Source organism: Gordonia aquimaris (genome assembly GCF_026262595.1).
Classification (GTDB): Bacteria; Actinomycetota; Actinomycetes; order Mycobacteriales; family Mycobacteriaceae; genus Gordonia; species Gordonia tangerina.
Map to the genome: position 1 here is coordinate 1 of NZ_JAPKFM010000035.1, position 13,083 is coordinate 13,083.

Sequence of the window (13,083 nt, forward strand, 5' to 3'; positions counted from 1 at the left end):
GTACCCTGTCGAGCACGGGAGCTGACGGTCGCGCGGATAAGTGACGATGTCGGCGTAGTAGCGCCCGTGGGCTGCGGTGGCAGCGCTGCCCTTCGTTTAGGGGCCCAGAAGGATTCCCACGGTGCAGTGCCATGCCACACATTCTCATGCCGCGTGGCTTCCGCGATCGCCGCATGCCCGGTCGTGCCGCGTTCCTGAGCGGCCTTGAGCGCCGCGGTGTCACGGCGGGTGACCTCGGTACCGAACACCACCCGCGCCTCATCGAGACTCTGTCCCAACACCATCGCCGACTCACGCGTCATCGCCGCACCACCACCGCCGGCGGTGAACACCTCCCGCGTCGAGGCCGCCACCCATGCGGGTTGGTGTGCTCGTTGGCCTTGCCCGGACCGGCCAGATACATCACCAGACCGTTCATCCGCGCACCCGACGAGATCGCCGGCATCTACACGCCATCCCACTCGTCGACATCCGCACGCGACACTGTGTGCTCAGCGCCGGTGACGTTGTCGGTGTCGGCGGCACCGTAGGGCAGCTCGCTTCCGCGAGGCGGGTGCGTTTGGGCGTGCGCGCGCCTGCGGGCGGGGTCGGCGAGTCCAAGCGCACGCGTGGCCCATGTCGTCCGCCTGTGGCGGTCAGCGAGTGACGACGAAACGTCGGCTGGGGACAAGAGCAGGCAGAACTGGGGAACATTTAGGGCGACCGGGCACATCAGACACGTGACAGCTCGACCACATCGACCAGGAAGGCCCCACCATGCTCCCCAACGATCACGGCACCTCCAGCACCCCCGGCACCGCCACCGAGGGCGGCGTGCGCCACACCACCGACGCGCAGGGCAACGACGTCGCGGTCCACTACGACGCGGCGGGCAATGTCTCCCTCGTGGAGGTCGACACCGACGGCGACGGGCGCTACGACACCGCTGCGGTGTCCACCGCCGACGGCACAACCCTGGTCGGCCACGACGACGACGGCGACGGCCGCATCGACACGATCGCGCACGTCGACCGCGACGGCGATCTCACCCGCGTCGACACCGTGGAGAACGGCCAGATCGTGGCCTCGACCCTCGACCAGGACGGAAACGGCGCACCGGACACCGTCATCGAGGACACCGACCGCGACGGTGTCGCCGACCGCATCTCCTACGACCGGGACGGTGACGGTCGCATCGACTACATCGCTGCCGACACGGACGGCGACGGACAGCTCGACACCTACGTCGCCGACAACGACGGTGACGGCCAGGCCGATTCCTACTCCGGTGGTGGCGATTCCTACGGCAGCGACTCGTACGGCAGCGACCCCTACGGCCAGGACCAGGTCCCGCACTCCGAGGACGGCAGCGGCTACGGCGCCGACGACACGGTGCTCTGACCTCCACTCATCGCACCCCTCATCGCATCGCCCCCGCCCAGCCCACCCCGGCGGTCGGGGGCGTTGTCGTCTGCTCGCCACTCACCGACGACCCCACTCACCGACGACGCTGCAGCTGCAACCGCGACATCGTGTACGTCACCAGCACAGTCGCCACCAAAAGCATTGCGCTGCAGGCGAGTACCACGTTCGACCCAGTGGCATTCCAGATGGCGGCGCCTCGGGTCTGCGGGGCCAGTGGTGAGTTCGTGTTCACCTCGACCGCACCGGCCGCGGCCGCGTATCCCCAGTAGGACGGGAACAGCCAGGGCAGCTGGGCCAACACCGGTGTGCTGATCCGGAACAGCCCGCCGCAGAACACCAGCTGCGCGATGATCAACACCACCAGCGGCGGCATCGCCTGTTCGGTGGAGCGCACCGTGACCGACACGGCCAGACCGACGACGGTGCTGACGCAGGCGAGTGCACTGACCGCGCACACGAGTTCCAGCGGAGCGGTACCGAACACACCGCCGGCGGGAATCCCTTTGCCCAGGAAGGTGATCGTGATCATGACCATGCACTGGGTCACCGCCACGCTGCAGAACACGACGATCTTCGCCGCAAGGTAGGCACCGGGACGCAACCCGACGGCCCGCTCTCGTTCGAAGACGTCGCGCTCACCGATGAGATCGCGGATGGTGAGCGCCGTGCCCATGAAGGTCGCGCCGACCACCAGGATCACCAGGATCTGCAGGGCTTCGCCGGCGGTCTCGGGATTCTGGTTGACCGCGAATCCCCGCGAGCCCGGGATCACCAGCGTCAGCAGGCCGAGGACCAGCGGTAGTGCCGCGAGGAACGCCAGATAGCCGGGGTCGGCGACGAGGAGTCGGAATTGTCGGCGGATGACGGTGTCACACTGCCGGAACGCCGACGCCTGTGGCGTACCGATCAGCGGCCCGGTGGGCCGTCGAACCGGGATGGCGGGCGCTCGCCGGGAGCGGTCGAGGTGGGCCCGATGGGCGAGCACCGGGTGCGCAGTCACGAAGGCGAAGACCTCGGCCCAGTCGGCGCTGCCCATCGCGGCCGGGATGTGGTCGGGGCGGCCGACGAAGGCGGTGCGGCCACCGGGCGCCAGCAGAAGCACTTGATCGCACATCGCGAGATGTGCCAGCGAGTGCGTGACGACCAGAACCACGCGCCCGGCGTCGGCGAGGCGACGCAGCGCGGCCATCACCTGGCGGTCGAGTGCCGGATCGAGACCCGAGGTCGGTTCGTCGAGGATCAGCAGGCTGGGCCCGGTCAGCAACTCCATCGCCATCGAGGCACGTTTGCGCTGGCCGCCGGACAGTCGGTCAATGCGGGTGTCGAGGTGATCGGACAGCTGCAGTTCGGCGAGAACCCCGGCGACGACACGGTCGCGATCGGCGGAGGTCAGATCCGGCGGCAGCCGCAGTTCGGCGGCGTAGCCGAGCGCCTCGCGCACGGTGAGCCGCCGGTGCAGCACATCGTTCTGCGGCACCATCCCAATCCGGGTGTGCATCGCGTCGTACTCGCCGTGCACGTCGCGGCCCTCGAAGGTCACCACGCCGGCCGACGGGGTGCTCAGGCCGGCGACCACCCGGGCCACCGTCGACTTCCCCGCCCCGGATGGTCCGATCACCGCCGTCAATGTGCCGGGGCGGGCGGTGAATTCGACGTCACGCAGCAACGTGGTGCCACTATCGAGGGTGAGTCCGACGCCACGCACGTGCAGGCCGTCGGAGGCTCCTGCGGGTGCGCCATCACGGGCGAGGACATCGCCGTTCACCACGAGGTCGGTGTTGCCGATCGTGATCACCGATCCGTCGAGAAGCGCGGCCCGGTCGACTCGGTGACCGTCGACATAGGTGCCGTTGCTACTGGCGAGGTCTTCGATCATCAACTCTCCGTTGACCTGTCGGACGACCCGGGCGTGATGACGGGATGCCGGCATGTCCTCGACCACCACATCGTTGTCCGGGGTGCGCCCGATCGTGGTGATGCCGCGCACCGTGATCCCGCGCTCGGACCACCGGTCGGGTTGATCGACGACCAGGTCGATCACCAGCGACGGACCGTCGTCGGGGTCGGAGAGACGCACCACGGTCGGCGCGGCGACCATGACCTCGGTGACCGCGATGCCGGCCACGAAGGCCGGCATCGCGGGATCCTGCGCGGATACCCACCATCGGTTGGTCCGCCACTCGATCTGCACGTGGCGGGCGGCGATCAGCGGGTGATCGACGACGATGTCGTTGCCGACCGCGGACCCGACGCTCACCTGCGGATGCTCGCCGAGCTCGTGGACGGTCGCGCCCACCGTCACGGTGCCGCGGATCATCGTGGTCATCATCTCGGTCACCCGCAGGCCCGGTCAGAACGCGTCGTGCGCGTCGAGAGTGGTGTCGGCGTACGGTTCGTAGGCGGCTGCGGGATCGGTGACTGCAGTATCGGCTTCGGGGACATCGGATTCGGCGACATCGGACTCGGGGACATCGGACTCGGGGGCCGACGGCGCCGTCGACGGGGCGTTCTCGCCGTGCGGCTCACCACCGAGATAGCCGATGCGGTCGGCCTGACCGTCACCATCCGTGTCGGTGATCACGGTGTCGGGGGAGCCGTCGTTGTCGGCGTCGACGACGGTGGTGTCGAAACCGCCGTCGCGGTCGGTGTCGACGAGCTGCACGTCGAAATTGCCGTCGCCGTCCACATCGATCGCCGAGGACACGACCTGACCGTGGTCGAGGCCGTCGATCTGGATCACGTCGCCGTCGGCGGAGAGCTTTGCGATCACATCCGCGGAACCGTCGTCGTCCGAGTCGGATTCGACGATCGTCGTGCCGTCCGGACCGCCGTAGACCAGCGTGTCATAGGTGCCGTTGTGGTCGGTGTCTGCTTCGACGAGCACCACGTTGCCGGTGTCGTCGAGGTAGGAGTTGATCGCGGTGCCGTCGGCGGTGGTGCCGTGCACCACATCGACGTTGCCGTCGCGGTCGATGTCGACGGCGCTATGGGTGGTTCCCTCCGGCGCGGAACTGTCGGTGGTGCTGGTGCTGGTGCTGGTGGTGGGGGTGCTGCTGTTGCTGGTGGCGGTGCTGTCGGACATGGTTCTCACCCTTCGTCGCACCCCGCTCGGCGGGGCCTGTGTGCGTTGTCGGAGATCTGACGACAGCGGAGGGTGACAATGTTCCCGGAGGAGCCGAACGAGACTTTAGTTCATCAGACCCGACCGGGTGAGGAAGGTCTTCGCGTCATCGACGCTTGCCACGCCGAACACGTCCACCAGCAACCCCGTCGAGGTGTTGGCATAGTCGATCTTGTAGCTCGACTCCGCACTCGAGCGCGGTGCGATATCCGCGGCGGACACACGATCGGAATCCTCCACCAGCTCACCCTTGCCGTCGGAGTAGATGCCGTTGCGGATGTTGACGATGGTGCTGTCGGCCTCGTTGTCGTCCACGTGGAACGAGATGAAGTAGGTCAGCGACTCGGGTTGGCCGAGTTCGGCCAACGTGCTGTCCTCGGCGATGTCGCACAGCATCTTGACGGCGTCGTTGCTGTTGAAGCCGGTCTTGCGGCAGTTGGCGACTGACGCCTGCAGCGGCCCGGGCAGCGCGGCCATCAGGGCGGTCTCGTCGGTCAGGATTCGGCCACCGTCTTTGCCGGTTTCGCCGGCGGCGCTCACCTGCCCCGTGTCTCCTGACGCGTCGGCCGTCCCGGAGGCCGACGGGACGTCGGGATTCGGGTTGTCGTCGTCGGAAGAGTTCACCAGAGCGGCAGCGCCGGCACCGATTCCCACCACGGCGATCACCCCGACGGCGATCGCGGCGATCCGTCCCCACCGTCGACCACCCGACGACGAGGAGGTCGGTGCCACCGACTTCGCGGCGTTCAGACCGGGGCCCGAACCGGGGGGAGCCGGCATCCGATCGGACGCTGACGGCACGCCGGCCGGCCGGTCGTTGGTACGCGGGGCGCCCTCGACGATGGCGGTCACCAATGCACCCTGGGCGACCACGGTTTTCGGATCGTCGAGCGTGGCGACGGGACCGAGTTCGGTGAGCCGCTGCTGAATCATCGGGATGCGCGACGACCCGCCGGTGAGATACAGCGCCGACAGCTGATCTGCGTGAGTGATTCCCGCGTCACCGAGCGCCGCACGCGTCAGCTGCATCGCCTGCCCCACGGCCGGAGCGATGAGCTCGTCGAATTCGTCGCGGGTGATCTGCAGGGTGTTGCGGCCGGTGGGGGTGGGCACGGTGATGGTGGCCGACGGCGCCTCCGACAACAACTCCTTGGCGTGCCGAATCGAATCCTGCAGGCTCTGCATCACATCCACGGACGCCTGCCGACGCAGCCACGTCACGAGGTCCGGATCACGGTCGGCCAGGCGTTCCTCGACCCACCGTTGCACGAGGGCGTCGAGGTTCTTGCCGCCGAGCCCGTTGTCGCCGCGGGCCGCGATCACCTCGAAGGAGTTGGGCGCGGTCACCGTCAACACCGCGATATCCAGTGTGCCGCCACCGAAGTCGAAGACCGCGATCCGCGCTCCCGGTTGCATCGCGTGCGATCGCGAGTAGTGCGCCGCGGCGGCACGGGGTTCGGAGACGGTGACGATCCGCGCCGGGTGGATCCCGACCGTGGCCGCCGCGTCCACCAGCACGCGTATCTGCTGCTGCGCCCAGGCTTCCGGATGGGTGAGCACCACCTGCGCGGGCGGCGTCCCGGCGTGCGCGGCCATTCCACGCGCGATGATCGTCCGGATCACCGCCGACACGAGGACGTAGGTCGGCATGGTCTGCCCGTTGACGGTGCAGGTCGGGTCAGCACCGATCAAACGTTTCGGAGAGGCCACAAAGCCCGACGGATTCTGTTGTGCGGCATTGATCGCCGCGTCACCGACGGCGATGTTGCCGCCGCTGCCGGCGACGTACACCGCCGACGGCATCAGGTTGCTGGTGTGCGAGAGCGCCAGCGTCTCGATGCCACCGCTGGTCGCCCCGGAGTGCGCGGCGGCGGAGTTGGAAGTGCCGAAGTCGACGGCCAGCGTCCACGCGGCCGCTGTCGGGGGCGCCGGGGTCATCGGTTGCTGGGTCATCGGTCCCGGGTGCATCGGGTGCGGATTCATCGGCGGCGGGGTCATGGGTCTCGGTTCCTCGGATGCGGCGGGCTCAGCCCGGTGGCGGAGTCGGGGTGGTCGGCACAGTAGGGGCGGTGTAGGTGCGGATCAGGGTGACGATGGCGGCATCCTCGGCCGCCGACCCGGTGGCCAACGAGCGTTGCTGGAGCATCCCCAGCCGCCGGGCCGCCTCCGCGGTCACCGCCTGCGGCGGTGCGTCATCAGGCAATCCCACACGTCCCGCCAGGGTGGTCGCGGTGAGCACGGTGCGCAGCTCGTCGGTGATCGACGCCTGCGGATCGGTTCGCAGCATGCGCTGATAGTCCTCCAGGACGGTCACCATCTGCAGCGCCGGCGCTGCGCGCAATTGCGCTGCCAGCGAACGGATCTGCTCGCGCGCCGGGTGAGTGAAGGACAGCTGATCGAGTCGCGCCAGGATGCGGTGCGCGCGATGCAGGATCGCGAAGCGCGTGGTGGACGCGTCCAGGGCCCGCATCAGCCCGCCGATGCCGGATCGATCGGTCAGCCACGCATTCAGCGCCGCCGCACCACCCGCGGCGATCTCGCGCCCGTTGAGCACGCCGTATTCACCGAGCAACCCGAGCAACTGGATGCGCACTTCCAGCGGCAACACCTCGTCGGCGTCGTCGGCGTCGAAGGTGCGGATCAACTCGAGCGTCGGCATCCCGCGCAGCCGGCCGAGCGCTGCGGCATGGTGTTCGGTCAGCATGCCGGTGTGGCTGGTCTGGGCCATCAGCCCGGAGATCGGCACTACTGTGCTGACCGTCGCCGACAGCTGTCGTGCCATCCGCACGGCGTGCTCGGCGGCATGCCCGAGCGGGTCGCGACGGCCCAGCGCGCCCTCGCCGAAGGAGTCGGCCCGCGAGAGCACGCCGAGCATGTTCAGCGGCGTGAACGGCAACTGGGAGAGGAACTCGATCTCGTCGATCCGGGGTGCCGCGTCGAAGAGGAAGACCGCAGCGTCGGCGTCGATCGATGCGCTGCGGGTCTGTTCGAACCCGTCGATGGTGGCGCGTCGGGTGGCGGTGTCGTTGGCCACCGTCAGCGTCGACAGGCCGGGAGTGTCGATGAGAGTCAATCGACGCAGCGCCGCCGACGGCAACCACCGGTCCACGTAGGCGATGTCGGGGGTGGCCAGCGGCAGCGGGACCTGCTGATGCGGACCAACCGTCACCGGATGCCGTCGCCCGTCGACGCCCACAACTTCAGCACGCGACGGCGAACCGTCCTGGTAGACGGTCACGGTGTTGGTGGCCTCCAACGCGGCGGTCTCGGCCACCGGCGCCCCGATCAGTGCGTTGACCAGTGTCGACTTGCCTGCTTTGAGCCGGCCGACGACCACCACCCGCGGCGGTGACCACAGGATGGTGCCGATCGAGTTGGCATGTGCGGCCAGGTCGCCGCCGAACGCGGCGAGCTGATGCAGGCCGCGATCGAGGGTGGCGTGCACCGGATCGGGATGCGTCACGCGCCGACTCCCGCCATCAGTTGTTCGGCCGCGGCGATCCGTTTGTCCACGATCTGCAGGTTCGTGGTCAGCCGGGCGGTGGATTTCTCCCGGGCCGCGGCGTCGGCCGACGCCGCCTTTTGGACCTCGTTGATGGTTTTCTGCAGCTGCTCGATGGTGGTCCGCAGGTGATCGCGGTAGCGGATGATGATCTCCGGGCGCGACTGCGCCACTGCACTTTCCAGCAGCCGGCCGGTGGCCGCCTTGGTGGTGGCGATCGTCTCGCGCAGCCAGGTGAGCAGATTGGTCTTGCCTGCCCGGATGGCCCGGTAGCTCAGATTGACGCCCACCCATACCGTGCCCACCACCACGCCGACGCCCATCAATGCGGACAGACCCAACAAACCGCCGAGTGTCGAGCCACCCACGACACCCATTGTCAGCAGGGTGGGATCGAGCAGTCCGTGGCGCTTGTTGCCGACCTGATGAGACTCGATCCGTTTGTCCTGCATGGACGTGACGATGCGCGCGCTGAGTTCCTCCCAGACACTCGGGTCGTCGGCAAACCGGGGGGCGATGATCTCATCGTGCAGGCGGGCCAGGAAGGTCGACAGTGTCTGTGCCATCGCCTGTTGCAGGTCGGCCTGCATGTCCGCGGTGAACTTCTGCTCGCTGCGCCGCAGCACGGCCATGCCATGGGTGTTGACGTATGTCGTCCACTTGTCGCGGATCTCGTCGAGGCGCCTCTCGAGGTCGTCGATGGCCGACTGTCGCAGCAATGTCAGGTCCCGCGCCAGGTACTGCTCCCACTGCCGCGACTGCTCCTGCAGTTCGGCAAGGCGGTTCAGGTCGGCGGTCAGGTCGGGCAACGCATCCGCGCCCGCCGCCACTGCATCGAGTTCGCGGCGCACCCTGCTCCGGACCGACCGCAGTCCTTCCAGGCAGGTGCGCACTGCATCGAGGTGTGGGAGTTCGGCGGCGGTATCGAGCCGTCGGACGATCTCGGTGCGCAGCGTGGTGATCCCGCTGTCCCCTTCGAGGCGGTCTCGGACGGTGGGGTCGTCGATGTCGGCAGCGATCACCGCGAGCAGGCTCGACACCCCCAGCACGGTCACCGGCCGTCCCAGCTCGGTGGCCAGGATCTGTTCGTTCTCGGCGACGATCTCGCGCCAGCGACGCAGGTTCTTGTCGGTCTTGGTGACCACCACGATCACCGAGTCCACGGTGGCCGTCGCTTCCCGGACGAATGCCATCTCCGGGGCGGTCAGCGGCGACGACGCATCACACACCAACACCAGCACGCACGCCTGTTCGGCCGACTGGGCGGCCAGCCGCGCCAACCTCGGGTCGAGCCCCCCGACCCCCGGGGTGTCGACGAGGGTCACGTCGGCCATCCGGGCATCCCGCACCGCCAGTGCGGCGGCGGTCGGCAGCTCGTCGACGCGTGGGTCACACACATGCGTCCCCGTGGTGGTCACCCACTGCGGCAACTCCGCGACATCGATCCGCCGCGACCCGGTCGGGAAGAACAACTCGGCCACACGCGCCTGTTCGAGGCCGGCTTCGGGGGTGACGCCGACCGCCACCGAGGACGTCACATCGACCCCGACCGGACAGAGATCTCGTTGTCCGACAAGTGCGTTGACGAGCGAACTCTTGCCGCGCTGCACCTCGCCCACCACCACCACGGTGCGCGTCTGCACACCGCGATCGAGCTTGGCCAACGCGACGTCGGCGAGCCCATCGAGCTGATAGGCGCGCAGCACTTTGACCGCACCGTCGACCACCGCGGACACCTCCGCAGGGGCGGTTCCGGAGGCCACTGCCTGCGGCGTGGACTCACCCATCGATGGCTTCCCCCGGTCATGTTCGGTCACGGAAAACAGCAGAGCACGGATATCAGCTGCCTGCCGGGGCCGTAGTCTACCGAGATGAATTCTGCGCTGGTCATTCCTTCGGTGCACTAATCTGCATCCGAAGCTCGGGGGAACATTCGTCGGTCGCCACCGCATCGAACCCACGACACAGTTGTGAGCCCGCCGCTACAGGTCGGGATGCTGCGAGAGGGGAACGACAAGATGATGTGCGCACCGACGCCAGGTGGACGAGCGAGAGCAGGACGGTGGCTGGCGGCCTCCGGCGCGCTGGCCGCCGCGCTGATCGCGGTCGCCGGCTGCACCACCGACGGGACGCCGAGGAGCACACAGGCCGCGGCGGTGTCGTCGGCCGCCGAGCCCTCGGTGGATCTCGCCGCCCTGGACACCGGGGCCTACCCGACCGCGCCGCGGCCGGAGTTCGGGAAGGCGACCACCGACAACATCCTGCAGGTCGAAGGCCAGCGGATGGCGCAGTTCATCGTCGTACCGTTCGAGATCGATGCAGATCTCACGAAGAGCGGGCTGCCCACGATGGTGATCACCGGTAAGTCGAATCTGCGCCTGGTGTTCTCCCCGGAGGTCGCGAACGTGCCCGCCAACGAGAAGATGCTCGGCGGTTATGTCTCGACGGCGGCGACCCCGGACGAGAGTCTGCGCGCCGGTCAGCGGCGCAGCCTCAACAACCTGGTGGTGCGGTATCTGACCGCCGCTGACGCCACCGCCGCGGCACAGCAGATGGCCGACGCGGCCGCGAAATCCGCCGGCACCCGACCCAGCACGCTGCCGGGTCTGCCCGACACCATGGTGGTTCGCGGCACCAGCGGCGGCAACCGGCAGATCATGGCGTTCACGCCACACAAGACCTATGTGCTCTACCAGTGGTACGAAACGACACCGGCGCAGCAGGACCGCCTCGAACCCACGATCGGCAAGGCTTTGGAACTGCAGACACCGCTGATCGATCAGTTCCCCGCCACACCCACCAAGGCCGAGGCGGCCGCGCGTGGCGTCTCCGGCTCCAGCGCGCCACAGATCGACCAGGATCATGTCCTCATCTACGCGTTGCCCTACAGCGACGAGGAACTGAAAGACGCCAAGGCCAACGTGCCCGGCGGCAGCGTGCGGGCGGTCTACGGTCCGCGCGGGATGGCGCACACGAGTACCGATCCGGTCACCGACTACAACGTGCTCACCGAGACGGGGTCCACCGCCAACGCCGTCGAGCGCTCGACCGTGTACCGGGCCGAGACGGCCGAGGGCGGTCAGAAGATCGTCGACGCGTTCCTCGCCTCGAACCGCAATCAGGGCTGGTCCGACATCGACAGCCCGGCGGGCCTGCCGGTGGCGAACTGCCAATCGAAGACACAGTTCTTCTGGTGCATCGTGCGTGACGGTCGCTACGTTGCCTCGGTGTCGTCGAGTAGTGAGCGGGACGTTCACCAGCAGATCTCGGCGCAGTACGTGATCTTGACCAAGGCCGATCAGCAGGCGGAGTGATTCACACGAGTCACACTAGATAACAACTGCATCACGGGTTACTGAGAAGCGGCGCGCGGTGCGGATGTCCGAGGCATCCGACCACCACGATGGCGAACCATGCGCCGAGTTCGTCCCAACGCCCGCCCCAGGCCGTCGTTCGTGCTCGCGACGATCGCCGCTGCGATCGTCGCGAGTCCGTTCGCCATCATCGTGACCGGGTCGGAGCCACGACCCACCGACAACCATCGAGAAGTGCCGCCGACCGCAATCGATCAGATCGGGCTCGGCAATGTGCCGTCAGCGGTGGTCGATCTCGCCGAGTCAGGGCTGTCGGCGGCCGGGCTGAAGCTGCCCGAGATCGATCCGACGGCATTCGGGTTGCGTGACCTGAGCGGCGTGCAGGGCCCGGCAGCGCCGGAGACGCCTGCCGACCCCGAGTCCGAGCCGGTCGAGCCGGCGCCGCAGCAGAATCCCGAACCGTCGGCCGAATCGGAATCCGAGCCGGAGCCGGAGGCGTCACCGGCGCCGCAGGCACCGACGTCGCCCGGTGCGAAGTCGGCCGCGCCGGAGGCACCGCCGGCACCGCCGCGGATGGCCGACGGCCGGGAGGTTGGCGTGGCGGTCAAGCACATCGTCCGCGACGACCCGCTGAAGATGGTCGCGTTCACCTGGGACCGGGCGGTCGATGCGTCGATGATGCTGCGGGCCCGCAACGACGACGGGTCGTGGGGGGACTGGCTCGATCTCGACCCGGTCGACACGGCCTACCCGGTCTCAGCGGAGCACCCGATGGGCACCGAACCGGTGTGGGTGGGTGACGCCAAGGAGGTCCAGGTGGCGGTGTCCGACGACGGGCTCGCGATCCCGGCGGCCGAACCGCAGGGCGGCGGTCTGGTCGAACTCGGCATCGGCACCGCCAGCACCGTCGTCACGGAGCTGCTCGAGACCGTGGTGCCGGCGTTGACGGCGACGCTCATCAGCCCGGAAGGTCTGCTGTCGCTCGGGTCATCGTTGCTGACGCCGCTACTCGGCGGTCCGCAGGTGGTTGCGCGGGCACAGTGGGGCGCCGACGAGTCGATGCGGTGCTCACAGCCGACGTTCTCCCCGAACGTCCGCGGCGCCGTGGTCCACCACACCGCGGGCAGCAACGATTACACGCCGGAGCAGTCGGCGGAGATCGTCCGCGGCATCTACGCGTATCACGCACGCACGCTGAACTGGTGCGACATCGGCTACAACGTGCTGGTCGACAAGTACGGTCAGATCTTCGAGGGTGCGTTCGGTGGTCTCGACCGGAACGTGGAGGGCACGCACACCGGCGGGTTCAACAAGAACACGGTCGGGGTGTCGATGATCGGCAATCTCGACGAGGTCGCACCGACCACCCCGATGATCTCGTCGGTGGCGAACTTCCTGCGCTGGCGCCTCGGGAAGGCAGGGGTGAACCCCGCGACCAACGCGCAGCTGACCGCGGAGTACTTCTCCGACAGCAAGTTCCCGGTCGGCGCCGTCACCAATCTGCCGGTGATCAGCGGCCACCGCGACTACAACAACACCAGTTGTCCCGGTGAGTTCGGTTACGCCGCACTGGGTCCGATCCGCACGATGGTGGCGGGCTCCTCGGCACCGCAAGAACCGGCACCGCAGGAGTCGGCACCACAGGAGTCGGCACCACAGGAGTCGGCACCGCCGGCGGAGCCCGCACCGGCACCGCCGCCCGCCGAGCCGGTGTCACCGGCGCCGCCTCCCGCCGCCTGATA

The 13,083-nt window shown here is 68.3% G+C and carries 8 protein-coding genes and 1 pseudogene; 3 read left to right on the plus strand and 6 right to left on the minus strand.

All coding sequences use genetic code 11. The features are described from left to right. Positions 1 to 353: pseudogene (locus OSB52_RS22630) on the minus strand (hypothetical protein); the annotation flags it as partial. A gap of 403 nt (positions 354 to 756) precedes the next feature. On the opposite strand from OSB52_RS22630, the gene OSB52_RS22635 reads away from it, so the two are divergent. After that, on the plus strand, positions 757 to 1,380 hold the full coding sequence (locus tag OSB52_RS22635) for a hypothetical protein (protein ID WP_266063620.1): 624 nt from the start codon (positions 757 to 759) through the stop codon (positions 1,378 to 1,380). A 97-nt stretch (positions 1,381 to 1,477) separates the two neighbouring features. Here OSB52_RS22635 and OSB52_RS22640 read toward each other — a convergent pair whose 3' ends face one another. The 5 genes from OSB52_RS22640 to OSB52_RS22660 form a co-directional block, all read right to left on the minus strand. Continuing rightward, positions 1,478 to 3,730: an ATP-binding cassette domain-containing protein gene (locus OSB52_RS22640; RefSeq protein ID WP_372512468.1), complete on the minus strand. Its 2,253-nt coding sequence runs from the start codon at positions 3,728 to 3,730 to the stop codon at positions 1,478 to 1,480. A 24-nt stretch (positions 3,731 to 3,754) separates the two neighbouring features. Continuing rightward, positions 3,755 to 4,486: a hypothetical protein gene (locus OSB52_RS22645; protein ID WP_266063622.1), complete on the minus strand. Its 732-nt coding sequence runs from the start codon at positions 4,484 to 4,486 to the stop codon at positions 3,755 to 3,757. Between the two features lie 105 nt (positions 4,487 to 4,591). After that, the gene (locus tag OSB52_RS22650; RefSeq protein ID WP_266063623.1) at positions 4,592 to 6,523 is read right to left on the minus strand and encodes an Hsp70 family protein; all 1,932 of its coding nucleotides are present in this window, start codon (positions 6,521 to 6,523) and stop codon (positions 4,592 to 4,594) included. A 28-nt stretch (positions 6,524 to 6,551) separates the two neighbouring features. Beyond that, positions 6,552 to 7,988, minus strand: coding sequence for a GTPase (locus OSB52_RS22655; RefSeq protein WP_266063624.1), 1,437 nt, complete (start codon positions 7,986 to 7,988; stop codon positions 6,552 to 6,554). After that, positions 7,985 to 9,814 (minus strand): dynamin family protein, encoded by a 1,830-nt coding sequence (locus OSB52_RS22660; RefSeq protein WP_266063625.1) that lies wholly within the window; start codon positions 9,812 to 9,814, stop codon positions 7,985 to 7,987. Before OSB52_RS22660 ends, OSB52_RS22655 begins: the two co-directional genes overlap by 4 nt. 207 nt (positions 9,815 to 10,021) lie before the next feature. On the opposite strand from OSB52_RS22660, the gene OSB52_RS22665 reads away from it, so the two are divergent. Then, the gene (locus OSB52_RS22665) at positions 10,022 to 11,341 is read left to right on the plus strand and encodes a DUF7373 family lipoprotein (protein ID WP_266063626.1); all 1,320 of its coding nucleotides are present in this window, start codon (positions 10,022 to 10,024) and stop codon (positions 11,339 to 11,341) included. Positions 11,342 to 11,440: 99 nt separating this feature from the next. Further along, positions 11,441 to 13,081: a peptidoglycan recognition protein family protein gene (locus OSB52_RS22670; RefSeq protein ID WP_266063627.1), complete on the plus strand. Its 1,641-nt coding sequence runs from the start codon at positions 11,441 to 11,443 to the stop codon at positions 13,079 to 13,081. Positions 13,082 to 13,083: the final 2 nt, after the last annotated feature.

Excerpts from the sequence above, each read along its gene's own strand:
- OSB52_RS22640 (WP_372512468.1), bottom strand. The coding sequence starts at position 3,730 with ATGACCACGATGATCCGCGGCACCGTGACGGTGGGCGCGACCGTCCAC.
- OSB52_RS22665 (WP_266063626.1), top strand. The coding sequence starts at position 10,022 with ATGCTGCGAGAGGGGAACGACAAGATGATGTGCGCACCGACGCCAGGT.
- OSB52_RS22660 (WP_266063625.1), bottom strand. The coding sequence starts at position 9,814 with ATGGGTGAGTCCACGCCGCAGGCAGTGGCCTCCGGAACCGCCCCTGCG.
- OSB52_RS22645 (WP_266063622.1), bottom strand. The coding sequence starts at position 4,486 with ATGTCCGACAGCACCGCCACCAGCAACAGCAGCACCCCCACCACCAGC.
- OSB52_RS22635 (WP_266063620.1), top strand. The coding sequence starts at position 757 with ATGCTCCCCAACGATCACGGCACCTCCAGCACCCCCGGCACCGCCACC.
- OSB52_RS22670 (WP_266063627.1), top strand. The coding sequence starts at position 11,441 with ATGCGCCGAGTTCGTCCCAACGCCCGCCCCAGGCCGTCGTTCGTGCTC.
- OSB52_RS22650 (WP_266063623.1), bottom strand. The coding sequence starts at position 6,523 with ATGACCCCGCCGCCGATGAATCCGCACCCGATGCACCCGGGACCGATG.